At 61.1% G+C, this 25,475-nt stretch carries 26 protein-coding genes; 17 read left to right on the top strand and 9 right to left on the bottom strand.

From position 1 onward, the window contains the following. Positions 1–285: 285 nt before the first annotated feature. From N2A98_RS25130 to madM, 11 genes are all read left to right on the top strand, one after another. Complete coding sequence (locus tag N2A98_RS25130) at positions 286–525, top strand: DUF6124 family protein (protein ID WP_003195043.1); 240 nt, start codon at positions 286–288, stop codon at positions 523–525. A 738-nt stretch (positions 526–1,263) separates the two neighbouring features. Beyond that, on the top strand, positions 1,264–1,992 hold the full coding sequence (locus N2A98_RS25125; RefSeq protein ID WP_275622774.1) for a hypothetical protein: 729 nt from the start codon (positions 1,264–1,266) through the stop codon (positions 1,990–1,992). A gap of 83 nt (positions 1,993–2,075) precedes the next feature. Continuing rightward, positions 2,076–3,746 carry a malonate decarboxylase subunit alpha gene (mdcA, locus tag N2A98_RS25120; protein WP_047711983.1) on the top strand — a complete coding sequence of 557 codons (1,671 nt, stop codon included), beginning with the start codon at positions 2,076–2,078 and terminating at the stop codon, positions 3,744–3,746. After that, positions 3,747–4,580: a triphosphoribosyl-dephospho-CoA synthase gene (locus tag N2A98_RS25115; RefSeq protein ID WP_153474447.1), complete on the top strand. Its 834-nt coding sequence runs from the start codon at positions 3,747–3,749 to the stop codon at positions 4,578–4,580. It abuts the gene before it with no gap. Next, positions 4,580–4,879: a malonate decarboxylase subunit delta gene (locus N2A98_RS25110; RefSeq protein ID WP_014720312.1), complete on the top strand. Its 300-nt coding sequence runs from the start codon at positions 4,580–4,582 to the stop codon at positions 4,877–4,879. The genes N2A98_RS25115 and N2A98_RS25110 overlap by 1 nt, the downstream gene beginning before the upstream one ends. Continuing rightward, entirely contained in the window at positions 4,872–5,714 is an 843-nt protein-coding gene (locus tag N2A98_RS25105) for a biotin-independent malonate decarboxylase subunit beta (RefSeq protein ID WP_275622773.1), read from the top strand. Before N2A98_RS25110 ends, N2A98_RS25105 begins: the two co-directional genes overlap by 8 nt. Continuing rightward, positions 5,711–6,481 carry a biotin-independent malonate decarboxylase subunit gamma gene (gene mdcE, locus N2A98_RS25100; RefSeq protein ID WP_138762079.1) on the top strand — a complete coding sequence of 257 codons (771 nt, stop codon included), beginning with the start codon at positions 5,711–5,713 and terminating at the stop codon, positions 6,479–6,481. Before N2A98_RS25105 ends, mdcE begins: the two co-directional genes overlap by 4 nt. Continuing rightward, positions 6,475–7,071, top strand: coding sequence for a malonate decarboxylase holo-ACP synthase (locus tag N2A98_RS25095; protein ID WP_069558955.1), 597 nt, complete (start codon positions 6,475–6,477; stop codon positions 7,069–7,071). The genes mdcE and N2A98_RS25095 overlap by 7 nt, the downstream gene beginning before the upstream one ends. Then, positions 7,068–7,967 (top strand): malonate decarboxylase subunit epsilon, encoded by a 900-nt coding sequence (mdcH, locus tag N2A98_RS25090; RefSeq protein WP_275622772.1) that lies wholly within the window; start codon positions 7,068–7,070, stop codon positions 7,965–7,967. Before N2A98_RS25095 ends, mdcH begins: the two co-directional genes overlap by 4 nt. 67 nt (positions 7,968–8,034) lie before the next feature. Further along, on the top strand, positions 8,035–8,427 hold the full coding sequence (madL, locus tag N2A98_RS25085; protein WP_032894763.1) for a malonate transporter subunit MadL: 393 nt from the start codon (positions 8,035–8,037) through the stop codon (positions 8,425–8,427). Between the two features lie 5 nt (positions 8,428–8,432). Continuing rightward, positions 8,433–9,197, top strand: coding sequence for a malonate transporter subunit MadM (gene madM, locus N2A98_RS25080; protein WP_032897715.1), 765 nt, complete (start codon positions 8,433–8,435; stop codon positions 9,195–9,197). A 532-nt stretch (positions 9,198–9,729) separates the two neighbouring features. Here madM and N2A98_RS25075 read toward each other — a convergent pair. Further along, positions 9,730–10,644: a LysR substrate-binding domain-containing protein gene (locus tag N2A98_RS25075; protein WP_032894764.1), complete on the bottom strand. Its 915-nt coding sequence runs from the start codon at positions 10,642–10,644 to the stop codon at positions 9,730–9,732. Between the two features lie 145 nt (positions 10,645–10,789). On the opposite strand from N2A98_RS25075, the gene N2A98_RS25070 reads away from it, so the two are divergent. Then, a complete protein-coding gene (locus N2A98_RS25070; protein ID WP_003195019.1) occupies positions 10,790–11,407 on the top strand; it encodes a hemolysin III family protein in 618 nt (205 codons plus the stop codon). 31 nt (positions 11,408–11,438) lie between these two features. On the opposite strand, the gene N2A98_RS25065 is transcribed toward N2A98_RS25070, so the two are convergent. Next, complete coding sequence (locus tag N2A98_RS25065; protein ID WP_044272113.1) at positions 11,439–12,341, bottom strand: LysR family transcriptional regulator; 903 nt, start codon at positions 12,339–12,341, stop codon at positions 11,439–11,441. 107 nt (positions 12,342–12,448) lie between these two features. Here N2A98_RS25065 and N2A98_RS25060 point away from each other — a divergent pair, with 107 nt between their 5' ends. Genes N2A98_RS25060 through N2A98_RS25050 form a run of 3 tightly spaced genes read left to right on the top strand, consistent with a single transcriptional unit; the run spans position 12,449 to position 14,979 of the window. Continuing rightward, complete coding sequence (locus N2A98_RS25060) at positions 12,449–13,690, top strand: D-amino acid dehydrogenase (protein WP_069557069.1); 1,242 nt, start codon at positions 12,449–12,451, stop codon at positions 13,688–13,690. 10 nt (positions 13,691–13,700) lie between these two features. Continuing rightward, complete coding sequence (locus N2A98_RS25055; protein ID WP_044271895.1) at positions 13,701–14,051, top strand: RidA family protein; 351 nt, start codon at positions 13,701–13,703, stop codon at positions 14,049–14,051. A 25-nt stretch (positions 14,052–14,076) separates the two neighbouring features. Continuing rightward, on the top strand, positions 14,077–14,979 hold the full coding sequence (locus N2A98_RS25050) for a transporter substrate-binding domain-containing protein (RefSeq protein ID WP_044271893.1): 903 nt from the start codon (positions 14,077–14,079) through the stop codon (positions 14,977–14,979). A gap of 74 nt (positions 14,980–15,053) precedes the next feature. Here N2A98_RS25050 and N2A98_RS25045 read toward each other — a convergent pair whose 3' ends face one another. After that, positions 15,054–15,773, bottom strand: coding sequence for a 16S rRNA (uracil(1498)-N(3))-methyltransferase (locus N2A98_RS25045; protein ID WP_044271891.1), 720 nt, complete (start codon positions 15,771–15,773; stop codon positions 15,054–15,056). A 137-nt stretch (positions 15,774–15,910) separates the two neighbouring features. Continuing rightward, positions 15,911–17,317, bottom strand: coding sequence for an adenosylmethionine--8-amino-7-oxononanoate transaminase (locus N2A98_RS25040; protein WP_034128920.1), 1,407 nt, complete (start codon positions 17,315–17,317; stop codon positions 15,911–15,913). Positions 17,318–17,589: 272 nt separating this feature from the next. Here N2A98_RS25040 and N2A98_RS25035 point away from each other — a divergent pair, with 272 nt between their 5' ends. Together N2A98_RS25035 and N2A98_RS25030 are read left to right on the top strand one after the other, a co-directional pair. Beyond that, a complete protein-coding gene (locus N2A98_RS25035; protein ID WP_032894779.1) occupies positions 17,590–18,141 on the top strand; it encodes a cytochrome b in 552 nt (183 codons plus the stop codon). A gap of 32 nt (positions 18,142–18,173) precedes the next feature. After that, positions 18,174–18,752 carry a YceI family protein gene (locus N2A98_RS25030; protein WP_032894782.1) on the top strand — a complete coding sequence of 193 codons (579 nt, stop codon included), beginning with the start codon at positions 18,174–18,176 and terminating at the stop codon, positions 18,750–18,752. 158 nt (positions 18,753–18,910) lie between these two features. Here the strand turns inward: N2A98_RS25030 and N2A98_RS25025 are convergent, their stop codons facing one another. From N2A98_RS25025 to ahcY, 5 genes are all read right to left on the bottom strand, one after another. Then, on the bottom strand, positions 18,911–20,788 hold the full coding sequence (locus tag N2A98_RS25025) for a DEAD/DEAH box helicase (protein ID WP_044271888.1): 1,878 nt from the start codon (positions 20,786–20,788) through the stop codon (positions 18,911–18,913). A gap of 222 nt (positions 20,789–21,010) precedes the next feature. Next, complete coding sequence (locus N2A98_RS25020) at positions 21,011–21,814, bottom strand: transporter substrate-binding domain-containing protein (RefSeq protein ID WP_044271885.1); 804 nt, start codon at positions 21,812–21,814, stop codon at positions 21,011–21,013. Between the two features lie 63 nt (positions 21,815–21,877). Next, positions 21,878–22,960 (bottom strand): hypothetical protein, encoded by a 1,083-nt coding sequence (locus tag N2A98_RS25015; RefSeq protein WP_044271883.1) that lies wholly within the window; start codon positions 22,958–22,960, stop codon positions 21,878–21,880. A 79-nt stretch (positions 22,961–23,039) separates the two neighbouring features. Continuing rightward, positions 23,040–23,885, bottom strand: coding sequence for a methylenetetrahydrofolate reductase [NAD(P)H] (gene metF, locus N2A98_RS25010; protein WP_003194992.1), 846 nt, complete (start codon positions 23,883–23,885; stop codon positions 23,040–23,042). Positions 23,886–24,057: 172 nt separating this feature from the next. After that, on the bottom strand, positions 24,058–25,467 hold the full coding sequence (gene ahcY / locus N2A98_RS25005; RefSeq protein ID WP_003194990.1) for an adenosylhomocysteinase: 1,410 nt from the start codon (positions 25,465–25,467) through the stop codon (positions 24,058–24,060). Positions 25,468–25,475: the final 8 nt, after the last annotated feature.

Genomic DNA, 25,475 nt, shown 5'->3' with positions numbered 1-25,475 from the left:
AACTTGTTGTGATTGATCATCGCGCCTAGTCTTCGCTCCGTCATCGCAAAAAACGGTGACACGGACGTGCAAGTCCGGTTACATGTCGGCGCACCAACGCCCATAGCCATTCGACGGGCGTTTTTTATGCCTGCTGTACTCGTTATGGCGGCTGTGCGTGGGAGATTCTTCGGAGTCTGCCGGGGTCCGATATGCCCGGTCTTGCACACCTGCGTACAGCTGCCACCTTCATTCGCGTGCAAGCGGAGAGAGGGCAGCCTCCATCACATATCGGAGCTGTAAATCATGGTCAAACCTACGCCCAATCCACCGCTCTTCACCGTAAACCCCCACCAAGACACCGAAACCCTGCTGGTCAATGCCAGCGAAACCCTGTCCTCGCTCAATGCGCTCACCTGCAACCTGGCCTTCGACTTGGACACTTCCCAGCGCGCCATCATGCTGGGAATTCAGCAAATGGCCGAGCTGGGTCAGTTGTTGGTCGATAGAGCGCTGGAGCAAATCAGCCCATCGCCAGCAACTTGAAACGGTCCCAAAAAGGGACTGATCATTCCCTCTTTGGGACCGCTATCTAACCAACACCACCGACCCATGTGGGAGCTGGCTTGCCTGCGGCCATAGGTATCTACACAACTTTGTGGGTTGTAACAGCAGACGGTAACCACGATGCGAAGCGAGTCGCTCTTGATCTGCTTTTGATCTTAGGCGCCCCGTTAAACCACGCTGGCCGGAATTCGACAGGGATTTGGGGGGTAAACCGGCAGGGATGCCGGTTTAGCCGCCCCGCGCCATGAATGGCGCGTGGCGGCGGCCCCCCAAATCACTGGCGGATTACGGGTACACCGAGCCTAGGCGAGGTGCCGAGTGGTGGGGCAAGAGCCCTTTTGGTTACTTTTGGGGCTCTTTTCCAAAAGTGACCCGCTGTCAGAGCGGAACCCTAAGTCGCCGTTACCGCAGCAATGGATATGTACACGGTCCAACTGTGTCGCCTGTCAGGCCGCCTTCGCGAGCAAGCCCGCTCCCACAGTTGGATTGCGGTGCGTCAGATAGATCAGCGCCGGCTGTCAGGCTGTCACGGGAGCAAGCTCCCTCGCCACAGGTTCAGCGTCGCACCAAAATTGTGTAGATACCTATGCTGCGATGGCGGTAGGTCAGCTACTGAGATGTTGACTGACAGTCCGCCATCGCAGGCAAGCCAGCTCCCACATCAAGCTTTATGTGCTACGGCCGATAAGGAGGAATCAGTTTTAGGGATGGAGTGATGTGGGCGTGATGGAATTTCTTGGCGCAGTAGGCAACAGTTTTTCATTTCTCTACAACATGGTTACCGGCGCTTTGATCTTATGGGTCCTGACAGTGACCGCAACAGCGTCCGCAGTCAGGTCATTGGCTGAGGGGCGTGGTGCGCTATGGGGGGCCATGATTTCCACTGTAGGTGCAGTGATTATCCTACTGCTTATCCAGTTGATCGGTGTTCCCGAAGACACAATTAACGTTTTAAACAACTTCATCATCATGACCCTTGGAGGGCTGGGGTCCGGTCTGCTGGCTGTTGCACTCGTGACAAAGCCGAACGCGGTCGAGGCGTTGAAGTTCAAACGGGCGTTGTTCAACATTCTTGATTACGCCTTTGTTTGGTTATGGCTGTCCTCTCTGTCCATGATTTTTCTTTTCCTTATTTCGAAGCTCTCTGGCCGCATAGTGGCAACTGATCATGCGCTTGGAATCATGCTTATTACCTTCTTGTTCACCTTTTTGAGCATTGTGCTGCTTGAGTGCCGTAACAAATTCGCTAAATGGGGAGAGTCGGTCGGACTGGGTCTATTTCTCATACTTGTTGTGCTGTTGGTGCTCTATGTAGGGACGCTTGCCTCGGTATGGTCCAAGGCACCGGGTTGGATACTGACGTTAAATAGTCTGGTGGCTTGCTCGATATTGAGCACATCGCTGTATTACCGCAGGCGTGGCGCTGCACCGTTACTCCAGCCGTAACGATCCAGCACCAAGCTTGATTGATGCCTCTCCACATTCGCTCCTAAGGTACAGCCCACGACAGCAAACCCCGTGGAGCGACCATGACAACAACCATCACCCCCGACTCGCGCTGGACGCGGCGGCGCGACGAGAAGCAGCGGCGGCTCGGGCTGGTCAAAAAATACGCAGACGGGGCAGTGTTGCCCAGTGACAAGATCGTCGAGGCCCTTGAAGCCTTGATCCTCCCCGGCGACCGCGTGGTGCTGGAGGGCAACAACCAGAAGCAGGCCGATTTCCTCTCGCGCTCCCTGGCCAAGGCCGACCCGGCCAAGCTCCACGATTTGCACATGATCATGCCCAGCGTGGGCCGTTCCGAGCACCTGGACCTGTTTGAAAAGGGCATCGCCCGCAAGCTGGATTTCTCTTTCGCCGGCACCCAATCCCTGCGCATCAGCCAGTTGCTGGAAGACGGCCTGCTGGAAATCGGCGCGATCCACACCTACATCGAACTCTACGCACGGCTGGTGGTGGACTTGATCCCCAACGTGGTGCTCTCTGCCGGCTTCATGGCTGACCGCGCCGGCAACATCTACACCGGCGCCAGCACCGAAGACACCCCGGCGTTGATCGAGCCTGCTGCCTTCAGCGATGGCATCGTCATTGTGCAGGTCAACCAGTTGGTGGATGACGTCACCGACTTGCCCCGTGTCGACATCCCCGCAAGCTGGGTGGATTTCGTGGTGGTGGCCGACAAGCCGTTCTACATCGAACCGCTGTTCACCCGCGACCCACGCCATATCAAGCCGGTGCATGTGCTGATGGCGATGATGGCGATCCGTGGCATCTACGAAAAACACAATGTGCAGTCGCTCAACCATGGCATCGGCTTCAACACCGCCGCCATCGAATTGATCCTGCCCACCTACGGCGAATCCCTGGGTCTGAAAGGCAAGATCTGCCGCAACTGGACCCTCAACCCGCACCCCACATTGATCCCGGCGATTGAGAGCGGTTGGGTGGAGAGTGTGCATTGCTTCGGCACCGAACTGGGCATGGAAAACTACATCGCCGCTCGCCCGGATGTGTTCTTCACCGGCCGCGATGGTTCGATGCGCTCCAACCGCATGTTCTGTCAACTCGCCGGCCAGTACGCCGTGGACCTGTTTATCGGCGCCACCCTGCAAGTGGATGGCGACGGGCATTCCAGCACCGTGACCCGTGGCCGCCTCGCCGGTTTTGGTGGCGCGCCGAACATGGGCCACGACCCACGCGGCCGCCGTCATGGCACCCCAGCCTGGTTGGATATGCGCCACGACGATGCGCCAGAAGCCCTGCTTGAACGCGGCAAAAAACTGGTGGTGCAGATGGTCGAGACCTTTCAGGAGGGCGGCAAACCGACCTTTGTCGACACCCTGGACGCGGTGGAAGTGGCGCGCAAAAGCGGCATGCCCCTGGCACCGATCATGATCTACGGTGACGACGTCACCCATTTGCTCACCGAAGAAGGCATCGCCTACCTGTACAAGGCGCGCTCCCTGGAAGAACGCCAGGCGATGATCGCCGCCGTCGCCGGGGTGACCGCCATCGGCATGCGCCACAACCCCAAGGACACTGCGCGCATGCGTCGCGAAGGCTTGATTGCCTTGCCCGAAGACTTGGGTATTCGCCGCACCGACGCCACCCGCGAGTTGTTGGCCGCCAAGAGCGTGGCCGATCTGGTGGAGTGGTCTGGTGGCCTGTACAACCCGCCCGCCAAGTTCAGGAGCTGGTAAATGCGCGCGCTCAAACTGCATGAACTCAGCCTCGCCGATCGCCTCGCGGATATGGCCGTCGATGCGCTGATCGATGAAGCCGACCTGTCGCCCAAGCCTGCGCTGGTGGACCGGCGTGGCAATGGTGCCCACAGCGATTTGCACCTGGGGCTGATGCACGCTTCGGCGCTGTCACTGTGGCCGATGTTCAAGGAAATGGCCGAGGCTGCGCTCGACATCGGCGAAGTCGGCCTGCCGTTGCGCGAAGCGCTCGGGCGTATTGGCCGGGAAGGCGAGCAGGCCATGCTCGCCACCACCCAGGGCGTGAACACCCATCGCGGTGCGATCTGGGCGCTGGGGTTGCTCACCGCTGCGGCGGCCTTGGAACCCCGTGCCGTAACCCTGACCGCCGCCAAACTGGCCCTGCTCAACGACCGTTACGCACCGCAGCCCATGAGTCATGGCGCCCAGGTTGCCCAGCGTTATGGTGCACGCGGTGCCCGTGAAGAAGCGCAGCTCGGCTTCCCCTCGGTAATCCAACGCGGCCTGCCGCAGCTGCACAAAAGCCGCCGCGAAAATGCCGGTGAACAGAACGCCCGTCTGGATGCCTTGCTGGCGATCATGACGGACCTGGCAGACACCTGCGTACTCTACCGCGCCGGTACCGAAGGCTTGGCCGCCATGCAACAGGGCGCCCAGGCCGTGCTCGACGCCGGTGGCAGCGCAACCCTCGCGGGGCGCCGCCAATTGCATGAGCTGGACCTGCAACTGCTGGCCTTGAATGCCTCCCCCGGTGGCGCCGCCGACCTGTTGGCCGCCTGCCTGTTTATCGACCGCCTCGACGGAGCGTTGTGATGGAAACCTTGTCCTTTGAATTCCCCGCCGGGCAGCCCCCCAAAGGCCGTGCGCTGGTGGGTTGCGTCGGCTCGGGCGACCTGGAAGTGCTGCTGGAGCCGGGCACGCCCGGCACCCTGACCATTCAGGTGCAAACCTCAGTCAATGGCGCGCAGCAACGCTGGCAGCACCTGTTCGAACGCATCTTCCAGGAGCAGACGCCGCCGGCCCTGAACATTGATATCCACGACTTCGGTGCCACGCCCGGCGTAGTGCGCTTGCGTCTGGAGCAAGGTTTCGAGGAGATCGGCCATGACTGACTTACTCGTCAAACACAGCTTTGTGGAGCTCGGTGCTCGGCAGCGCGCCAAGGCGCTGTTGGATGCGGGCACCTTCCGCGAGTTGATCGACCCGTTCCAGCGGGTCATGTCGCCGTGGCTCAGCCGCCAAGGCGTAGTGCCCCAAGCCGATGACGGTGTGGTCATCGCCAAGGGCAGCATCGGCGCCAAGCCTGTGGTGATTGCCGCGATTGAAGGCAACTTCCAGGGCGGCAGCCTGGGTGAAGTCGGCGGCGCAAAAATCGCGGGCGCCTTGGAACTGGCCGCCGAAGACAACCGCAACGGCATCCCCACCTGCGCGGTGCTACTGCTGGAAACGGGCGGCGTACGTTTGCAGGAAGCCAACCTGGGTCTGGCCGCCATTGCCGATATTCACGCGGCGATTGTCGACCTGCGCCAATACCAGCCGGTGATCGGCGTGGTGGCCGGCAGTGTCGGTTGCTTTGGGGGTATGTCCATCGCGGCTGGCTTGTGCAGTTACCTGGTGGTCACTCGCGAAGCACGCCTGGGCTTGAATGGCCCGCAGGTGATCGAACAGGAGGCGGGCCTGGAGGAGTACGACTCCCGCGACCGGCCTTTTATCTGGAGCCTTACCGGTGGCGAGCAGCGCTTCAACAGTGGCTTGGCCGACCGTTATGTGGCGGACGATGTGGCGCAGATCCAGCAGACCGTCAGCGCACTGTTGCAGCAAGGTGTGCCCGCACAACCTCGCAGCCGACGCGCTGATTTCTACCTGGCGCGCCTGGCCGAACTGGACGCCACGGCGCAGATCGAGCCCGGCGCGGTTCGCGCGCTGTATCAGGGAGAACGCTCATGAGAGGCTTGCAGTGGTTCAACGCATTGAGCACCAACGCAACGCCCGTTGAGGGTTTGCCGGGCTCATTGAAAGTGGCGGACGGAGTATTGGGTGAACAGGCGGTGCGCTATATCGCCGTGGTTCCCGACCCGCACAACCGCTTCCCCCGTGCCCGTAATGGTGAAGTCGGCCTGCTGGAAGGCTGGGGCTTGGCCAAGGCGGTGGACGAAGCCATCGCCCGGGGTGACAAGCGTCCCATCATCGCTATCGTCGACGTACCCAGCCAAGCCTATGGCCGTCGCGAAGAAGCCCTTGGCATTCATCAGGCCCTGGCCGCTGCCGCTGACAGCTACGCTCGCGCTCGGCTTGCCGGCCACCCGGTGATCGCCCTGCTGGTGGGCAAGGCCATGTCGGGCGCGTTCCTGGCCCACGGCTACCAGGCCAATCGCCTGATCGCCCTGCGCGATCCTGGCGTGATGGTGCATGCCATGGGCAAAGCCTCGGCGGCACGGGTGACCTTGCGCAGCGTCGAAGAATTGGAAGCCCTGGCCGCCAGCGTGCCGCCGATGGCCTATGACATCGACAGCTATGCCAGCCTGGGTTTGCTGTGGGAGACGCTGACAGTCACCCAGATTGAACAACCCACGGCGGATGACGTGGCGCGGGTTCGCGATTGCCTGGTGCAGGCGGTCAAGGATATCGGCAGTACCGACTTGAGCTCACGCCTCGGCGCGACCAACCGGGCTGCCTCCAGCCACGTGCGCCAGCTGTTGCGGGAGCAATGGTGAACGCCCACGACTTGCTCTGGGGCATGACCCTGGCGCATCTGCCTGCCGATGCCCCGGCCTGGGCGCGGGATGCGATCCGTGCCGGGCATCCGGTGGTGGTGCGGCGCGCCATCGCCGAGCCGGGCCACGTGGCGGTCGGTGTGCGTGGGCGTTTGCGTGAGCAGCGTTTTGCCGCCCAGTTGCCCATTGCGGCAGTGCAACGGCGGGTGGCGCCGCAAGCTTTGCGAGACGTGCCCTCACCAAGGGATTTACCGGCGCTGCGGGCCCTCGATCAACTGCGCCCGGTGCTGGCGCAGCAAGACTGGGGCGTCAGTGGCAGTGCCGGGTTTGAATTGGCCAGTGGCATTGAAGCGCTGCATGCCAACAGTGACCTGGATTTGATTCTGTGCACGCCCAATCCTTTGGCTCGTAGCGAGGCGCAAGCGTTGTTGGCGGTCCTGGACACCGCGCCCTGCGCCGTCGACCTGCAACTGCAAACCCCTTTCGGCGCCGTCGCCTTGCGCGAATGGGCCGGCCCCTCACGCCGTGTACTGCTCAAGACCGTCAGCGGTGCGCACCTTGTGCTCGACCCTTGGCAGGCCGTGGCATGAGCAGCCTTCTGGTGTTTCCGGGGCAGGGGGCCCAACGCAGCGGCATGCTCCAGGGGTTGCCGGCCGACATTGTGCAAGAGGCCAGTGATGCCCTGGGTGAAGACGTTCGTCTGCTCGACTCGGCGCAGGCGCTGGAATCGACGCGGGCTGTGCAACTGTGCCTGTTGATCGCCGGCGTGGCCCATGCCCGACGATTGGCGTGCACGCCGGATTATGTGGCGGGCCTGTCCATTGGCGCCTACCCAGCCGCGGTGATCGCCGGCTCCTTGGACTTCGCTGATGCGATAAAACTGGTCAGCCTGCGTGGCGAACTGATGCAGCAGGCTTATCCACAGGGCTATGGCATGACCGCGCTGATCGGCCCTGATCTGTCCAGCGTCGAGGCCTTGCTGGCGGATATCCACAGCCCACAAATGCCGGTGTACCTGGCCAATATCAATGCCGACAACCAGACCGTCATCGCCGGCAGCAACGAGGCGATGAAGCGGGTTGCCGAGCGCATCAAAGGCAACGGCGTCGCCAAGCGCCTGGCCGTCAGCGTGCCGTCCCATTGCCCGTTGCTGGAGCAACCCGCCCAGGCACTGTTGCAAGCCTTCGTCCCGCTCAAGGCGCCGCGTATCACCTACCTGAGCAGCACCCGCGCGCGACCTATCCACAACCCCGAACACCTGCGTGACGACCTGGCCTTCAATATGTGCCGCGTCGTCGATTGGCGCGGCACGGTGCAAAGCGCCTACGAGCGCGGTGTGCGCCTGCAAATCGAACTGCCTCCGGGTGCGGTGCTCACCGGTCTGTCACGCCGTGTTTTTGAACAAGGCACGGTGATCGCCTGCGAAGGCGCCCGCCTGGACACCTTGCAGGCTCTGCTGCAAGAGGAGGAACGCCGCCGCCGATAACGCAATACCCAAGGCTTTCGAAGCACAAAAACAACAATTTCGAACGAGCACTTTGAGGACAACAACCATGATTATCTACGGTGTGGCTTTTTTGGCGTTCTGCACGTTGGCAGGGCTGTTTGTAGGTGAACTGCTGGGCAAGCTGCTGGGTATCCCGGCCAACGTCGGCGGGGTGGGTATCGCCATGCTGCTGTTGATCGGCCTGGGCAGCTACCTGAGCAAACGCGGCCTGTTTACTGGCAAGTCAGAGCAAGGCGTGAGTTTCTGGGCGGCGGTGTATATCCCGATTGTGGTGGCGATGGCTGCCCAGCAAAACGTGTATGGCGCCATCAGCGGTGGGCCGATGGCGATTCTGGCCGGGACCCTCGCCGTGGTGCTCGGCTTTGCCCTGGTGCCCGTGCTGGTGCGTATCGGTAACCGCGAGCCGGTTGCTCCTGTTCCCACCAAAGAAGCCGGGTGATCGCCATGTACGAATCGATGATGAAAGTGATCACCGGCTACGGCTTGATCAGCGGTTTTGCCGTGATCGGCCTGACCATGTGGGTGTCCTATTGGATCTCCGATACCTTCACCAAGGGCCGCCTGCATGGTTCGGCCATTGCCATTCTGCTGGGGTTGGCGCTGTCGTATGTGGGCGGTGCGTTTACCGGTGGTTCCAAGGGCGTGGTGGATATTCCGCTGTTGTCGGGCATCGGCCTGCTCGGTGGTGCGATGCTGCGGGACTTTGCCATTGTCGCCACGGCGTTTGGCGTGAGTGTCGATGAGCTCAAACGTGCGGGCTTCGTGGGTGTGTTGGCGCTGTTTGTCGGTGTGGGCTCGTCGTTCGTTGCCGGGGTAGGGGTGGCGATGGCGTTCGGGTACACCGATGCGGTGAGCCTCACCACCATCGGCGCCGGGGCCGTGACCTATATCGTCGGCCCGGTGACCGGCGCGGCGATTGGGGCCAGCTCCGAGGTGATGGCGCTGTCCATTGCCGCAGGGTTGATCAAGGCCATTCTGGTGATGGTGATGACGCCGTTCGTGGCGCCGCTGATCGGGCTGAACAATCCACGTAGCGCGGTGATCTTCGGTGGCTTGATGGGCACCTCCAGCGGCGTGGCGGGCGGCTTGGCGGCGACTGATCCGAAGCTGGTGCCTTATGGGTGTTTGACGGCGGCGTTCTATACGGCGCTGGGGTGCTTGCTGGGGCCGTCGTTGTTGTTTTTGCTGATGCGTGGGTTGGTGGGCTGACAGGTCGGGCCTCATCGCAGCATAGGTATCTACACAACTCTGTAGCGCTCAACGGTAACCACGATGCGAAGCGAGCCGCTCTTGATCTTGATCTGCTCTTGATCTTAGGCGCCCCGTCAAACCACGCTGGCCGGAATTCGACAGGGATTTGGGGGGTAAACCGGCAGGGATGCCGGTTTAGCCGCCCCGCGCCATGGATGGCGCGTGGCGGCGGCGCCCCAAATCACTGACGAATTACGGGCACACCGAGCCCAAGCGAGGTGCCGAGTGGTGGGGCAAGAGCGTTTTGCTTACTTTTGCGCTTTTCAAAAGTGAGCCGCCGTCAGGGCGGAACCCTAAGTAGCCGTTACCGCAGGAATGGATATGTACACAATCCAGCTGTGTTGACTGTTAGGCCGTCTTCGCAGGCAAGCCAGCTCCCACAGTTGGATCGTGGGGTGTCTGGTAGATTGGCATCGGCTGTCTAATCGTCACGGGAGCAAGCTCCCTCGCCACAGGTTTAGCGTCGTGCCGAAGTTGTGCGATGGCGGCCTCAAACCTGGCGATTGGCATACATCCGACACTCCGCCAACAACGCCAGCAAGTTCGGATCGCGCTCTTTGGCTTTCAAAAACACCACACCGATCTGCTGCTGCAACCGATACCTGGGCTGCAGCGGTATCAGCTTCACGCGGTTCTCATACACCGCCGCGATCCGCCCGGGCAGCAGCGCATAACCCACCCCTGAACTGACCATGCTCAGCAAGGTGAAGATATCGTTCACCTGCATCGCCACCTTCGGTTCGAACCCTGCCTGATGGAACACTCGGTTGCCGTCCTGATGCGTGGCGAAGCCCTGGGTGAGGGTGATGAAGGTGGCATCGCGCACGTCGGCCAGGTCGATTTCCTGATTGCGGTCCAGGGGCGAGTCGGCCGGGGTGGCGAGGAAGATGTCATCGCTGAACAGCGCGATCTGCTCACAGTCGGGGTCGTGGGCGTGTTCGTCGAGGGAGATGAGGATCGCGTCCACTTCCATGTTCTTGAGCTTGTAGAGCAGGTCGAAGTTGGAGCCCAGGATCAGGTCGATATTGAGTTCGCTGCGCCGGATTTTCAGGCCCATGATCAATTGCGGCACGGTCTTGACCGTGAGCGAATACAGCGAGCCGAGCTTGAAACGTTCGGCCGAGAACCCAGCGGCTTCGCGGGTCAGGCGCACGCTGTCGACCACATCAGCCACCAGTTTCTGCGCACGCTCTTCGAGCACGTAGGCGCTTTCCAGCGGGGTGAGGTTGCGCCCTTCGTGTTTGAACAGCGGGCAGCGCAGGGCATTTTCCAGGGAGTGAATGGCGCGGTGCACGCTGACATTGCTGGTTTGCAACTCGGCGGCCGCGCGGGCCAGATTGCCGGTGCGCATGAACGCCAGGAAGATCTCCAGTTTCTTGAGGGTGAATTCTTCGTCGATCAGCATGGCCGTGGGCTCTTGTTCGATTGCACTCGATTGTGCCCGTAAACGCCGCCGTCGTCGCCGGAACGTCACGTGCCGCTTGCACTCTGATGCGCAAGGCTGGACGCTTGTCCGCCTGTTCTTGAGGGTGACGGGAGGTCAGTGACAGATGTACCACGGGGAACGATTCAACGCCTGGAGCCATTTGCTCGGTGCAGTCGCGGCCTGTATTGGCGCCGTGTGGATGTTGGTGGTGGCGAGCCTGGACGGCAGCCCCTGGAAGATCGTCAGCGTGGCGATTTATGGCTTTACCCTGATGGTGCTGTACAGCGCGTCAACGGTGTACCACAGCGTGCGGGGCCGGCGAAAAGCGATCATGCAGAAGGTCGATCACTTTTCCATTTACCTGTTGATCGCCGGCAGCTACACACCGTTCTGCCTGGTGACCCTGCGCGGGCCGTGGGGCTGGACGCTGTTCGGGATTGTGTGGGGGCTGGCGGTGATCGGCATCCTGCAGGAGATCAAGCCGCGCTCGGAGGCGCGGATTCTGTCCATCGTGATCTACGCCGTGATGGGCTGGATCGTCCTGGTGGCGGTCAAGCCACTGATGGCGGCGCTGGGCACGGCCGGTTTTATCTGGTTGGCGTCCGGTGGGGTGCTGTACACCGTAGGCATTATCTTTTTTGCCCTGGAGGATCGCTTGCGCCATTCCCATGGCATCTGGCATTTGTTTGTGATTGGCGGCAGCCTGCTGCATTTCGTGGCGATCATGCATTACGTGCTCTGATTGTGGGAGGGGGCAAGCCCGGCTCCCACACTTAAAGGCGTTCCAGTAACACCTGGGCGCGGCTACCAAAAATCTCTAGCAACTTGGCCAGCATATGCGGTGGAGGTTCGTTGGCACGGGTCAGCGCGTAGAGGGTAATCGGCAGCGGCGGGGTGAGCGTTCGGATATGGGTGGTGGCCGTTGAAGCACCCAATGCTGTGAACGGATCGATCACGGTCAGGCCCGCGCCGGATTCGACCATCGCGCGGGCCAGTGAGTAGGTCTGCACCGAGATCGTCACTCGTGGTGGCGGGTCGACGCTTTCCAGATAACTCTCCAGCTTGGCGGCCAGCGGGTCAGCGCTGGAGAGGCCGATCAAGGGCGCACCGGCCAGTTCGGCCAACGGCAGGGGCTGATGCTGTTCGGCGTCCGGCCAATAGCCTTTGGACGCCAATGCCACCAGCACGCCGTTGGCCAGTACTTGAGTGGTAAGCCCCGGATGCCCGGAAAAGTTGAGCGTCAGCGCCAGGTCGATCTCGCGCATCAACAGCTTTTGCACCAGCTCGTGGCTATGGTCACTGGACAGTTCACAGGCAATGTCCGGGTAATCGCGCTTCCATTCCAGGACCGCCGGCGGTAGCAGCGCCAGCGCCAGCGCCGGGATTGCGCCGATGCGAATGCTTTGTCCCGGTTCGCGGCGCAAACTTTTCGCCAGGCGCCGCACGCCTTGCAGGCTTGCGCTGACTTTCTCGACTTCGCGTTCCAGCGCCAGGGCTTCCGGGGTGGGTTGCAATTTACCCCGTACCCGCAGGAATAACGCAAAGCCCAACTGCAGCTCGGCGTGCTGCAGCACTTTGGTCACCGCCGGTTGCGAGACGTGCAGCAACTGCGCGGCGGCACTGATGGAGCCGGTCTGACGGATGGCCTGGAAGATTTCGATATGACGCAAGCGCATGGCGAGTCCCATAACCTTTGTTTATAGGTGAGCCATCTTTATTCATTGTCGGTGACCTGTCACCTGGCTCTACGCTGAGCGCTCTTAATCAACGGTTGGGGGCTGGGATGGCCAGGCAGGTTTGCATCATCGGCGGTGGGGTTATCGGCTTGGCCAGCGCTTATGCGTTGGTGCGGGCTGGCCATGAGGTCACACTGATCGATGCCCGTGGCACCTTGGGCAGCGAAACCAGTTTCGCCAACGGTGGGCAACTGTCTTATCGTTATGTTGCGCCGCTGGCCGACGCGGGCGTGCCCTTGCAGGCAATCGGGTGGTTGCTGCGGGGCGACTCGCCCTTGAAGTTGCGACCCCGCCTCGACCCACAGCAATGGCGCTGGATGGCGGCCTTTATCGGCGCTTGCCGAGGTTCGGTCAACACGCGTAACGGTGCCCATCTTCTGCGCCTGGCTACCCTGAGTCAGAGCACGTTACAGCAGTGGCGCGAGGATGATCGCCTGGGCGGCTTCGACTGGCGGCGCAACGGCAAGCTGGTGATGTTTCGCAGCGCCAGCACCTTTGAACATGCGCGCGCCAAGGTCACAAATTTCCTGCAGCAACAGGTGTTGTCGTCTGTTGAGTGCGCTCGCCTGGAGCCCGCATTGGCGGACGGTGGCTTTGTCGGTGGCATCTATACGCCGAATGAGGAGGTGGGGGATTGCCACGCTTTTTGCCGGCAGTTGGCGGCCCGTCTTGACGCGTCGGGGCGTTGCCGGTTCTTGCTCGGGCGCAAGGTCACCGGGTTGCGCCATGCTGGCGGTGCGGTACAGGCCATCGAACTGGGTGACGAGGTAATGCCGGTCGAGCAGTTGGTGCTCGCGGCCGGTTATCGCAGCGCTGAGTTGGCACTGCCGGGGCTGTCACTGCCCGTATATCCGCTCAAGGGCTACAGCCTGAGCGTGCCGATTGGCCCGCAACACCAGGCGCCGAACGTGAGCATCACCGACTACGACCGCAAGATCGTCTACGCGCGTCTCGGTGAGCAACTTCGGGTCGCGGCCATGGTGGATATTGTGGGATTCGATGCCGGCCTTGAGCCTTCGCGTCTGGCGTTGATGAAGCGCCAGGCAGTAGAGACATTTCCCCATGCAGCTGACTACGCACACGCGCTCGAATGGGCTGGCATGCGCCCGGCCACGCCAACGGGCGTGCCGCTGATTGGTGCCAGCCGCTATCGCAACCTGTGGCTGAACCTGGGCCACGGTGCCCTTGGCTTTACCCTGGCCTGCGGCAGCGGCCGACTGCTGGCCGAGTTGATCGACCAGCGCACCCCTTCCATTGATATGCAGGGCCTGACGCCCCGCGCCGCTTGAGGATGCAGCCATGACCATCACCCGAATTAATAGCAACGAACGACTCAGCGGTGCCGTGACGTTCAAGGACCTGGTGTTTCTTTCGGGCCAGGTCCCCGGCGACGGCCTGGATGTGGCCACCCAGACCCGCGAAGTGCTGGCCAGGATCGACACGCTGCTGGCCGAGGCGGGCAGCGATAAGGACCATTTACTCAACGCGACGATTTACCTGAAGGACATCGGTACCGGTTTTGCACCGATGAATGAAGTCTGGTCCGCATGGCTCTCGCCAGGCATGGCGCCCACGCGCACCACCCTGCAGGCAGAACTGGCACGACCGAATGTGCTGGTGGAAATCAGCGTGATAGCAGTACGTAAATAACCTCAAAGACCAACGGAGAATAACAATGAAAAAGATCCTGTTGACCGGCTGCGCGCTGGGGCTTTTGTTGAGCGCACAGGCCCATGCAACCGAAGCGCCGCTGGAGGGCACGTTGAGCAAGATCGCCAGCGCCAAGTCCATCACCCTGGGCTATCGCGATGCGTCGGTGCCGTTTTCCTACGTGGGGGATAGCAGTGGCAAACCGATGGGTTACTCGGTGGATCTGGCAAACAAGATTGTCGAGCGTATCCAGCAGAAAACCGCAGTGGGCGACCTCAAGGTGAAATACAACCTGGTGACGTCCCAAACCCGGATCCCACTGGTGCAGAACGGCACTGTGGATTTGGAGTGCGGCTCCACCGGCGTGACGGCTGAACGGCAGAAGCAGGTGGCGTTCTCCTACGGGTTTATCTACGTAAAGGGCCAGTTGCTCACGGCCAAGGACAGCGGGGTCAAAGGCTTTGCCGACCTTGCGGGCAAGAATGTGGTGACCACCGCCGGCACCACCAATGAGCGCTTCCTCAAAAGTTATAACGCTGAACACAAAGCCAATATGTTCGTGATCAGTGCCAAGGACCATGGCGAAGCGTTCAAGATGCTCGAGACTGGCCGGGCCGTAGCGTTCTATATGGACGACGCATTGCTCTACGGCGAGCGCGCCAAGGCCAAGGACCCGCATCATTGGGTGGTGGTGGGCGAGGAGCAATCACGGGAAATCTACAGCTGCATGGTGCGCAAGGATGACCCGCAGTTTCTGGCGGTGGTCAACCAAACCCTGGGCGATCTGTACCGCTCGGGAGAGATCAACGGGATTTACCAACGCTGGTTTGAGCAGCCGATTCCGCCCAAGGGCTTGAACCTGGAGTTCCCAATGACCAGCGAGTTGAAGGCGATCATCGCCAAGCCAGTGAGTGACCCAGTGGAGTAAGCCTGGGGTAACCCGATAAAACGGTGGGAGCAGGCAAGCAAGCTCCCACAGTTGATTGGGTTTACAGGGTGAGGTTAGAAGTCGCCCCAGAGTTGTTGGGCGACGGATAATGCGACGACGGGCGCGGTCTCGGTACGCAACACCCGCGGGCCGAGGCGGGCGGCATGGTAGCCGGCGCCCTGGGCGGTCTCGACTTCATTGTCGGTCAGCCCACCTTCGGGGCCGATCAAGAACGCCAGGCTGGAGGGCTTGGCGTGGCTGATCATCGGCTCTGCCACCGGGTGCAGCACCAGCTTCAAGTCCGCCTCGGTTTGCTTGAGCCAGTCTGCCAGCAAGAGCGGTGGGTGAATCACCGGCACCGTTGAACGCCCACATTGCTCGCACGCGCTGATTGCTACCTGGCGCCAGTGCAGCAAACGCTTGTCGGCGCGTTCGTCCTTGAGGCGTACTTCGCAGCGGTCGCTGAAGATCGGTGTGATCGCGTTGACGCCCAATTCAGTGGCTTTCTGGATCGCCCAATCCATGCGCTCGCCCCGGGACAGGCCCTGGCCGAGGTGAATATGCAAGGGAGATTCGGCCTGGCCGGCAAAGCTTTCCGTGAGTTGCACGGTGACGCGTTTTTTACCGACTTCCAGCAAGGTGCCACGAAATTCCTGGCCAGAGCCGTCGAACAATTGCACGGCATCGCCCTCAGTCATGCGCAACACACGGCTGATGTAATGCGCCTGGGCTTCGGGCAATTCGTGATCACCGAGGCTCAGCGGGGTGTCGGTGAAAAAGCGGGACAATCTCATATCTGTTCTCTGAAGAGGTTGTTTATGTAGGCGCGAGGGGGACGCCTAGTTCTTGCTCGCGAAAAATGTACATCCGACGCAGCGGTGCGCCTGGAATGCCTTCGCGAGCAAGCTCGCTCCTACAAGGATTTGGGCAATCAACCCGGATCACGGAAGCCTGGGTGAAAATCTTTGGGCACCGCCACACTGACTTTGCTGTTAGTGGCGATATCGATGCCTTCGCTGGCCACTTCGGCCAGAAAGTCGATCTGTTCGGGTGTAATCACATACGGCGGCAGGAAATACACCACGCTGCCCAACGGCCGCAACAACGCACCACGTTCCAACGCGTGCTCGAAAACCTTCAAACCACGGCGCTCCTGCCACGGGTAGGCGGCCTTGGTGGCTTTGTCCTGCACCATCTCGATGGCCAGCACCATGCCGGTCTGGCGCACTTCGGATACGTGAGGGTGGTCCACCAAGTGCGCGGTGGCGGTGGCCATGCGCTGGGCCAGGGCCTTGTTGTTCTCGATGACGTTGTCTTCTTCAAAGATATCCAGCGTCGCCAACGCCGCCGCGCAGGCCAGCGGGTTGCCGGTGTAGCTGTGGGAGTGCAGGAAGGCGCGCAAGGTGGGGTAATCGTCGTAGAACGCGCTGTAGACCTCTTCGGTTGTGACCACGGCGGCCAGCGGCAGGTAACCGCCGGTAAGGGCCTTGGACAGGCACAGGAAGTCCGGGCGGATGCCGGCTTGTTCACAGGCGAACATGCTGCCGGTGCGGCCAAAGCCCACGGCGATTTCGTCGTGGATCAAATGCACGCCATAGCGGTCGCAGGCTTCGCGCAGCAGCTTGAGGTACACCGGGTGGTACATGCGCATGCCACCGGCGCCCTGGATCAGCGGCTCGACAATCACGGCGGCAACGGTGTCGTGGTGCTCGGCCAGGGTCTGTTCCATGGCCAGAAACATGTTGCGCGAGTGTTCTTCCCAGCTCATGCCTTCGGGGCGCAGGTAGCAGTCCGGGCTTGGCACCTTGATCGTGTCGAGCAGCAGCGCCTTGTAGGTCTCGGTAAACAGCGGAACGTCACCCACCGACATCGCGGCGATGGTTTCGCCGTGGTAACTGTTGGTGAGGGTGACGAAGCGCTTTTTATTCGGCTGACCGCGGTTGAGCCAGTAGTGAAAGCTCATCTTCAGCGCCACTTCGATGCAGGACGAACCGTTATCGGCGTAGAAGCAGCGGGTCAGCCCTTCGGGCGTCATCGCGACCAGGCGCTCGGACAGCTCGATCACCGGCTGATGGCTGAAGCCGGCGAGGATCACGTGTTCCAGCTGGTCGACCTGGTCCTTGATGCGCTGGTTGATACGCGGGTTGGCGTGGCCGAATACGTTGACCCACCAGGAACTGACGGCGTCGAGGTAGCGCTTGCCTTCGAAGTCTTCCAGCCATACGCCTTCACCGCGTTTGATGGGCACCAGCGGCAGTTGCTGGTGGTCTTTCATCTGGGTGCAGGGATGCCACAGCACCGCGAGGTCGCGTTGCATCCACTGGTTGTTCAAGCCCATCGGTGATCTCCTCGAAGCGGTCCCGCTGCCTGCGCGGGCGAAACAATCGCGCAAGCCTATGCAATGGTGGCTTGGCTCACAAGCCATTGTGGGGAAATTCGCGGTAAATGCAGGACGGTCTGTCACGTTTCTTGGGAATAGTCTTAATCCCTTGTTAATTTATTATGCATAGCCTCTTTATCGTATTTCTCGATATTTCAAAGCAAAATTTTCCGCTTTAATTCGATAGGTAAAGCGCTAGTCTTGGGCACAGTTCTTACGGGATTAAGTACATGCAGCTACGCAATTCGCCGGCCCGCTATGGTTGGGTCAGCATGGTTCTGCACTGGGGCGTCGCCCTGGTGGTGTTCGGTTTATTTGCCTTGGGCTTGTGGATGGTCGGTCTCGATTACTACAGCGCCTGGCGCAAAGATGCGCCCGACTTGCACAAGAGCATTGGCATCACGCTGTTCGCCATCATGCTGGTGCGGATCGTCTGGCGCCTGGTCAGCCCGCCGCCACCACCGCTGACCAGCTATAGCCGCATGACGCGGATCGGTGCCGCATTTGGGCACGCATTCCTTTATGTTGGGCTGTTTGCCGTGATGATTGCCGGTTACCTGATTTCCACCGCAGACGGTGTCGGTATCCCGGTGTTTGGTCTGTTTGAAATTCCTGCCGTGGTTTCCGGTCTACCGGACCAGGCAGATACCGCCGGTTGGGTGCACCTGTACCTGGCCTGGGTGTTGGTGGTCTTCGCCGGCTTGCACGGCGTGGCGGCACTGAAACACCACTTTATCGATCGTGATGCGACCCTTACGCGAATGCTGGGACGCAAAGCCTGATGTTCAACCTCGACTCACAAGGAATAGAAAGCATGTTGAAAAAAACACTCGCTGCGCTGGCAATCGGTTCTGCCCTGCTGTCCGCAGGTTCGGCGATGGCCGCTGACTACAAGATCGATAAAGAAGGCCAACACGCCTTTATCGATTGGAAAATCAGCCACCTGGGCTACAGCTACATCCACGGTACCTTCAAGGACTGGGATGGCACCTTCAGCTGGGACGCAGCCAAGCCTGAAGCCAGCAAAATCGCGGTCGACGTGAAAACCGCCAGCCTGTGGTCCAACCACGCAGAACGTGACAAGCACATCGCCAGCAAAGACTTCATCGATGTGGCCAAATTTGCCGATGCCAAGTTCGTGTCTACCGCCGTCAAGTCCACTGGCGAAAAGACAGCTGATGTGACTGGCGACCTGACGTTCCACGGTGTGACTAAGCCTGTGACCTTCAAGGCCACCTTCAACGGTGAAGGCAAGGATCCATGGGGCGGCGAACGTGCCGGCTTCAACGCCAAGACCACGATTGACTTGAACGACTTCGGCGTGAAAGGCCCAGGCCCGACTTCGCAGACTGTCGACTTGGACATCTCGCTGGAAGGCGTGAAGCAGAAGTAATTTTTGCCTGTACACAAAAAAACCGGATTCTGAGATCCGGTTTTTTTGTGTCTGAAATGCAGTCAATGTGGGAGCTGGCTTGCCTGCGATGCAGGCACCTCGGTACATCAGGTGCACCGGGTTGATGCCATCGCAGGCAAGCCAGCTCCCACAGAAAATCAGCGGTTGCGAGTCAACAGCGCTGGTTTCTCGCCACGAGGACGGCCTGGCAGTTGGTCCAACTGCTCAGGTGTCGGGAAGCGATCCGCTTTCGACTCCTTGTGGATGATCTTCGGCGCCGGGCCACCGCGCGGGTTTTGTACCGCAGGCTCGGACGAGCGAGGCTGATCGTCACGGGCCGGGCGGCGGTTGTTGCTGCGCGAGTCTTCGCGACGGGCCTGGCCGTCACGCGGTGCGCCATTACGCGGGCCGCTGCGCTTGGCAGGCGGGGTACCGGTGGTGCCGCCGCTGCTGTTGCGCGGGGCGTTCTGGCGACCGCCCTGTGGCTGGCCGCTACGTGGAGCGCCTGCGCCCTGGGCCGGAGCCCCTGGACGACGGCCACGGCCCTGGGCCGGTTTGGCTTGGGGCACGTAGTCGACGCGGTTACCGAAGTTATCGATATCGTCGTCAAGGAACTCGTCCGGGGCGCGGTCGGCCGCGGCGCGTGGTGGCTGGCTCGGCTGGCGCTGTTCGCGGGCCGGGGTACCTTCACGGGGCTTCTGCTCACGGGCCGGGCGTTCGCCACGGCTGCTGGTCGCGGATTTTTCCTTGCCCTTGTCCTTGCCTTTGTCGCGACGACCACCGCCACCACCGCCGCCGTTCGGGCCATCGCCTTTGGGGCCGCGTGGGTTGCGTGGGTTACGCACGTCTGGGCGTTCGCGCGCTTCTGGCTTCTCGGCCTCCACGGCGCTGGCATCGAAGCCCATCAGGTCGCCGTCGGCGATTTTCTGCTTGGTCATGCGTTCGATGCTTTTCAGCAGTTTTTCTTCGTCCGGCGCGACCAACGAAATGGCCTCGCCCGAACGACCGGCACGGCCCGTACGGCCGATACGGTGCACATAGTCTTCATCGACGTTTGGCAGCTCGAAGTTGACCACGTGTGGCAACTGGTCGATATCCAGGCCGCGTGCGGCGATATCGGTAGCGACCAGGATACGCACAGTACCGGCCTTGAAGTCGGCCAGGGCTTTGGTGCGTGCGTTCTGGCTCTTGTTGCCGTGGATGGCAACGGCGGTGAGGCCGTGCTTGTCCAGGTACTCGGCCAGGCGGTTGGCGCCGTGCTTGGTGCGGGTGAACACCAGCACCTGTTCCCAGGCACCGTGGGTGATCAGGTGCGCCAGCAGCGAGCGCTTGTGGCTGGCTGCCAGGCGGAACACGCGTTGCTCGATACGCTCGACCGTGGTGTTCGGTGGCGTGACTTCGATGCGCTCGGGGTTGTGCAGCAGCTTGCCAGCCAGGGCGGTGATGTCCTGGGAGAACGTTGCCGAAAACAGCAGGTTCTGACGTTTGGCCGGCAGGCGGGCGAGGACCTTTTTCACGTCATGGACAAAGCCCATGTCGAGCATGCGGTCGGCTTCGTCCAGCACGAGGATTTCCACGTGGGACAAATCGACGCTGCCTTGGCCGCACAGGTCGAGCAAGCGACCCGGGCAGGCCACCAGCACGTCGACGCCACGGGACATGGCCTGAACCTGTGGGTTCATGCCGACGCCGCCGAAGATGCAGGCGCTGACGAACTTCAAGTCGCGGGCATACAGCTTGAAGCTGTCGTGCACTTGGGCTGCGAGTTCGCGGGTTGGGGTCAGGACCAGTACACGCGGTTGGCGCGGGCCGTGACGTTGGGATTTGTCCGGGTGACCGTTGGGAAACAACCGCTCCAGGATAGGGAGGGCGAAACCGCCGGTTTTACCAGTACCTGTCTGAGCCGCGACCATCAGGTCGCGACCTTGCAACACGGCGGGAATGGCCCGCTGTTGCACCGGAGTAGGCTCGGTATAGCCCGCTGCCTCGATGGCGCGGACTAAAGCCTCGGAGAGACCGAGGGAAGCAAAGGACATGAGTAATCCTGTTTTAGTTAGGGCTTGGCCCAAAGGGATAATCTTGCCGGGCGTGAATGGCGCTTAGGGGAGCGCAACCCCGTCCGGTCCTGCTGCGTCTGGCGGGCACTCCACCGGCTCGCGCGGGCCGCAAAGCTGCGCAGTAGCTGGGTTGGGTGCCGTTTTCAAGACCCGAGCGGCCGGGCGTAAGCCTGGCGGAAAGGCCGCAGTATAACAGAGCAATCACTGCGCGCTGCTTTCCTGCTGCTCAACGGCGTGTTCGGGGGCCGGTATGGGGGCCGTTTGCTCGTGCATCCGGCCATATTTAGCACTCAAGGTGGCATAGGCCGGCTCTTGCTTGAAGCGCTTGAGCTCGGCGGCAAAGCGTTGCACCAGCAGGTCCATACCTGCGCCACGACGTACCGCAAGAAATTGCTGCTGGCGACTGACCACCACCGACGCCTGGCTGACCTTACCTTCCAGGCCCAGCGCCTTGATCACGTAGTGCCCCACGCGCCGGTCAGTCACCACCATATCGACGCGCCCCAGCATGAGTTTGCCAAAATTGGCCTCATGGCTGGGCGCAGGTTCACGCTCGAAGGTGTTGGACCCACTGAACGCGTCGCCATAGAGGTAGCCGGGGGAAACGCCAACTGTCAGGCCGCGCAGGTCGTCGAGGGTGGCGGCGGGGTGGGGGCGGTCGTTGGCATAGAACAAGACAAATTCGACTTCCGACAACGGCTCGCTGGGATAGAGCAGCAAGGCGTCGCGCTCCTGGCTGTGGAAAATATCCAGCGCGCCGTCGGCGTGGCCCTGCTCGAGCATCGCCAGGCAGCGCTTCCAGGGCAGGAACTGCCATTGCACCTGCACCCCCAGGCGCTGGAACACGATCAGGGTGGTTTCATAATCCAGGCCGGCCATGGTGCCGTTGTCTTCGTAGACATAGGGCGCCCAGGGTTCGGTGACAATGCGCAGCTTCTCGCCATGAGCGGCCAGGCTCAGGCAAGAAAACAGCACAGCGGTCAACAGCTTGAAGAGGACGGGCATACCCTGAGGTTACGACGCTGCCCAAAGAAAGAGAAGCTCTGGCACGCGCATTGGAGGGCGGTCTTACTTCGCGGGAGCGTTTAGCAGGTGTTCCTGGATCGCGGCGCGGCGCTCACCCAGAATCAAACGCACCACGGGGTTGGCGAACCAGTGTTCCAGCTGGTGGGCATCAAGCGGGCGCTTCTGGCGTTCTTCCTGGTTTTGTCGGGCCTTGTCCCACCAGACCGGGCCGCACGCCTGGTCGAACTCGTTTTCGTGTTCGTAGCAGCCGTAAAGAATCTCGCGGATGAACTGTTGCTGATGCTTGGGCAGCAGCAGGGTGATCAGTTTGTACATCAAACGCTGCAAACGCGGCGGGCGCGGCAGGTGCGAGGAGACCTGGCGCGTATCGGCCAGGGCTTGCGCACTGGTGGGCGCGCTGGCGTGCTTGGCGATCCACGCCTTGACCTTGGCCCGGAACAGCTGTTTGCGGCTCCAGTAATGGTGGATCAGGTCCGGGCACTCGCGCACCTTCACGGTGCGGTAAGCGGCGATGGACAGGCAGAACTCTTCCAGGGTGTAGGCGCCCTGGGCATGGGGAAACAGTTCATCCATCAACTCGATGGAGCGGTCGAGGATGTGCGCATCCTGTTGGGTCAGGCCCATGACACCGGAGTTGAGGGTCATCATGTCATCGTCAGCCACGCCCATGTCCAGCAGGCGCTGGCGCAGGGCGGTGTACAGGATGCTTTCGTGGTTGTCGCCGTACTTGGTGTAGAAGGCGTTGCACAACAAGGTGCCGGGCTGTACGCGTTCGAACAGGGCCATGGGCGAATGATGGAAGAAAGTGTCGGTGTCGATCAGCAGCGCCACCGGGGATTCTTGCAGTACTTGGCGCAGCACCACGTGTTTGGTGCGAAAGTGATAGCCGTGAGGCTCGCTCCAGCGCTTGCGGGTGGCCTCGTCCAATGGGCGCACGCGCACCGGCAACAGGCGATAGGGCTCGGGGTTGTCGCTAAATACCTGGATGTCGATGTTCGCGTCCGGGGTGTCCTGCAGGAACGCCAGTGCGCTGGCGATGCTGAATACGGCTTCCTGATGGTAGGTGTCGGCGCCGAAGACCAGGTAGACCAGTTGCGGGCGGGACGTCGGGGGCACTGTATTCATGGACTGCGGGGTTCCGTGGGTAACGTAAAACGACAAAGGCCCTCGTCAGAACGAGGGCCTTGGTACAACTGGTCAAGCGTTAACGTGGCAGCTTGAGGTTGTTCCAGATGGCAAGGCTGGGTTCAGCCTGGTTCAGGGTATAGAAATGCAACCCTGGTGCACCACCTTGCAACAATTGCTCACACATCTCGGTGATGACCTGCTCGCCGAACGCCTGGATGCTTTTGACGTCATCGCCATAGGCTTCCAGTTGCTTGCGCACCCAGCGTGGGATCTCGGCGCCGCAGGCGTCGGAGAAGCGCGCCAGCTTGCTGTAGTTGGTGATGGGCATGATGCCCGGCACGATGGGGATGTTCACGCCCATCGCCCGTACACGCTCGACGAAGTAGAAGTAGCTGTCGGCGTTGAAGAAGTACTGGGTGATTGCGCTGTCGGCGCCGGCATTGGCCTTGCGCACGAAATTCTGCAAATCGTCTTCGAAATTGCGCGCCTGGGGGTGCATCTCCGGATAAGCGGCCACTTCGATATGGAAGTGATCACCACTTTCTTCGCGGATGAAACTCACCAGGTCGTTGGCGTAGCGCAGCTCTCCGCTGGCCATGCCCATACCCGATGGCAGGTCGCCACGCAGCGCAACGATGCGCTTGATGCCGGCGGCTTTGTATTGGGTCAGCAGGCTACGCAGGTCGGCCTTGCTGTCGCCCACGCACGACAAGTGCGGAGCGGCTGGAACTTTGACTTCACTTTCCAGCTGCAACACGGTGTTGATCGTGCGGTCACGGGTCGAACCGCCAGCGCCGTAGGTGCAGGAGAAGAAATCAGGGCTGAAGCTGGCCAACTGCTTGGCAGTGGTCATCAGTTTTTCATGCCCAGCATCGGTCTTGGTCGGGAAGAACTCGAAGCTGTAGCGACGGTCTTGGGACATGGTAATAACCCTATGAAACTTGGATACCGGAAGTCATGCACCGATTTAATGTGGGAGCGGGCTTGCTCGCGAAAGGGGCGTGTCAGTCACCCTATACATCAACTGACACACCGCATTCGCGAGCAAGCCCGCTTCCACACAAGCCCTCTGCGGCAAGGAGAGGGCCGGTTACTTAGTAGCGGTAAGCGTGCGGCTTGAACGGACCTTCAACCGTCACGCCGATGTAGTCGGCCTGGGTCTTGGTCAGTTGAGTCACCACGCCGCCGAAGCCGCGGACCATTTCCAGGGCCACTTCTTCGTCGAGTTTCTTGGGCAGTACTTCCACGGTCAGGCGCTCGGCTTTCTGGGCGGGCGACAGGTCGGCGTACTTCTGTTCGAACAGGAAGATCTGCGCCAGTACCTGGTTGGCGAACGAGCCATCCATGATGCGGCTTGGGTGGCCAGTGGCGTTGCCCAGGTTCACCAGGCGGCCTTCGGCCAGCAGGATCAGGTAGTCATCGTTCTGTGGGTCGAAATCACCAGCGCCGGTACGGTGAACCTTGTGTACCTGAGGCTTTACTTCTTCCCATGCCCAGTTCTTGCGCATGAAAGCGGTGTCGATCTCGTTGTCGAAGTGACCGATGTTGCAGACAACGGCGCGCTTCTTCAGGGCCTTGAGCATGTTTGCATCGCACACATTCACGTTACCGGTGGTGGTGACGATCAGGTCGATCTTGCCCAGCAGGGCTGCGTCGATGCAGGCGGAGGTGCCGTCGTTCTGGCCGTTGATGAACGGCGAAACCACTTCGAAACCGTCCATGCAGGCTTGCATGGCGCAGATCGGGTCAACTTCGGAGACCTTGACGATCATGCCTTCCTGACGCAACGACTGGGACGAACCCTTGCCCACGTCACCGTAGCCGATTACCAGGGCTTGCTTGCCCGACAGCAGGTGGTCGGTGCCACGCTTGATCGCATCGTTCAGGCTGTGACGGCAGCCGTACTTGTTGTCGTTCTTGCTCTTGGTCACCGAGTCGTTGACGTTGATGGCCGGGATTTTCAGCTCGCCCTTGGCCAGCATGTCCAGCAGGCGGTGTACGCCGGTGGTGGTCTCTTCGGTGACGCCGTGGACGCGGTCGAGGATCTGCGGGTACTTCTTGTGCAGCAGCTCGGTGAGGTCGCCGCCGTCGTCAAGGATCATGTTGGCATCCCAAGGCGCGCCATCTTTGAGGATGGTTTGCTCCAGGCACCACTCGTACTCTTCTTCGGTCTCGCCTTTCCAGGCAAATACCGGGATACCGGCAGCAGCGATAGCGGCGGCGGCCTGGTCTTGAGTCGAGAAGATGTTGCAGGACGACCAACGCACTTCGGCACCCAATGCAACCAGGGTTTCGATCAGCACGGCAGTCTGGATGGTCATGTGGATGCAGCCGAGGATCTTCGCACCCTTGAGCGGCTGCTCAGCGGCGTACTTGCGACGCAGGCCCATCAGGGCTGGCATTTCGGATTCGGCGATAAAGGTTTCGCGACGGCCCCAGGCAGCGAGGGACATATCGGCGACTTTGTAGTCATTGAAATCAGCAGGCGTCATTACAGCGCTCATAGAGAGCC

The sequence above is a fragment of the Pseudomonas sp. FJ2-5-13 genome (genome assembly GCF_029201605.1).
Lineage (GTDB): Bacteria > Pseudomonadota > Gammaproteobacteria > Pseudomonadales > Pseudomonadaceae > Aquipseudomonas > Aquipseudomonas lactis.
This window is presented reverse-complemented; position numbering and strand designations above follow the sequence as displayed.

What these genes read in the sequence shown, in the direction of transcription:
- N2A98_RS25130 (WP_003195043.1), top strand. Translation starts at nt 286, where the DNA reads ATGGTCAAACCTACGCCCAATCCACCGCTCTTCACCGTAAACCCCCAC.
- mdcA (WP_047711983.1), top strand. Translation starts at nt 2,076, where the DNA reads ATGACAACAACCATCACCCCCGACTCGCGCTGGACGCGGCGGCGCGAC.
- N2A98_RS25115 (WP_153474447.1), top strand. Translation starts at nt 3,747, where the DNA reads ATGCGCGCGCTCAAACTGCATGAACTCAGCCTCGCCGATCGCCTCGCG.
- N2A98_RS25110 (WP_014720312.1), top strand. Translation starts at nt 4,580, where the DNA reads ATGGAAACCTTGTCCTTTGAATTCCCCGCCGGGCAGCCCCCCAAAGGC.
- N2A98_RS25105 (WP_275622773.1), top strand. Translation starts at nt 4,872, where the DNA reads ATGACTGACTTACTCGTCAAACACAGCTTTGTGGAGCTCGGTGCTCGG.
- mdcE (WP_138762079.1), top strand. Translation starts at nt 5,711, where the DNA reads ATGAGAGGCTTGCAGTGGTTCAACGCATTGAGCACCAACGCAACGCCC.
- N2A98_RS25095 (WP_069558955.1), top strand. Translation starts at nt 6,475, where the DNA reads ATGGTGAACGCCCACGACTTGCTCTGGGGCATGACCCTGGCGCATCTG.
- mdcH (WP_275622772.1), top strand. Translation starts at nt 7,068, where the DNA reads ATGAGCAGCCTTCTGGTGTTTCCGGGGCAGGGGGCCCAACGCAGCGGC.
- madL (WP_032894763.1), top strand. Translation starts at nt 8,035, where the DNA reads ATGATTATCTACGGTGTGGCTTTTTTGGCGTTCTGCACGTTGGCAGGG.
- madM (WP_032897715.1), top strand. Translation starts at nt 8,433, where the DNA reads ATGTACGAATCGATGATGAAAGTGATCACCGGCTACGGCTTGATCAGC.
- N2A98_RS25075 (WP_032894764.1), bottom strand. Translation starts at nt 10,644, where the DNA reads ATGCTGATCGACGAAGAATTCACCCTCAAGAAACTGGAGATCTTCCTG.
- N2A98_RS25070 (WP_003195019.1), top strand. Translation starts at nt 10,790, where the DNA reads ATGTACCACGGGGAACGATTCAACGCCTGGAGCCATTTGCTCGGTGCA.
- N2A98_RS25065 (WP_044272113.1), bottom strand. Translation starts at nt 12,341, where the DNA reads ATGCGCTTGCGTCATATCGAAATCTTCCAGGCCATCCGTCAGACCGGC.
- N2A98_RS25060 (WP_069557069.1), top strand. Translation starts at nt 12,449, where the DNA reads ATGGCCAGGCAGGTTTGCATCATCGGCGGTGGGGTTATCGGCTTGGCC.
- N2A98_RS25055 (WP_044271895.1), top strand. Translation starts at nt 13,701, where the DNA reads ATGACCATCACCCGAATTAATAGCAACGAACGACTCAGCGGTGCCGTG.
- N2A98_RS25050 (WP_044271893.1), top strand. Translation starts at nt 14,077, where the DNA reads ATGAAAAAGATCCTGTTGACCGGCTGCGCGCTGGGGCTTTTGTTGAGC.
- N2A98_RS25045 (WP_044271891.1), bottom strand. Translation starts at nt 15,773, where the DNA reads ATGAGATTGTCCCGCTTTTTCACCGACACCCCGCTGAGCCTCGGTGAT.
- N2A98_RS25040 (WP_034128920.1), bottom strand. Translation starts at nt 17,317, where the DNA reads ATGGGCTTGAACAACCAGTGGATGCAACGCGACCTCGCGGTGCTGTGG.
- N2A98_RS25035 (WP_032894779.1), top strand. Translation starts at nt 17,590, where the DNA reads ATGCAGCTACGCAATTCGCCGGCCCGCTATGGTTGGGTCAGCATGGTT.
- N2A98_RS25030 (WP_032894782.1), top strand. Translation starts at nt 18,174, where the DNA reads ATGTTGAAAAAAACACTCGCTGCGCTGGCAATCGGTTCTGCCCTGCTG.
- N2A98_RS25025 (WP_044271888.1), bottom strand. Translation starts at nt 20,788, where the DNA reads ATGTCCTTTGCTTCCCTCGGTCTCTCCGAGGCTTTAGTCCGCGCCATC.
- N2A98_RS25020 (WP_044271885.1), bottom strand. Translation starts at nt 21,814, where the DNA reads ATGCCCGTCCTCTTCAAGCTGTTGACCGCTGTGCTGTTTTCTTGCCTG.
- N2A98_RS25015 (WP_044271883.1), bottom strand. Translation starts at nt 22,960, where the DNA reads ATGAATACAGTGCCCCCGACGTCCCGCCCGCAACTGGTCTACCTGGTC.
- metF (WP_003194992.1), bottom strand. Translation starts at nt 23,885, where the DNA reads ATGTCCCAAGACCGTCGCTACAGCTTCGAGTTCTTCCCGACCAAGACC.
- ahcY (WP_003194990.1), bottom strand. Translation starts at nt 25,467, where the DNA reads ATGAGCGCTGTAATGACGCCTGCTGATTTCAATGACTACAAAGTCGCC.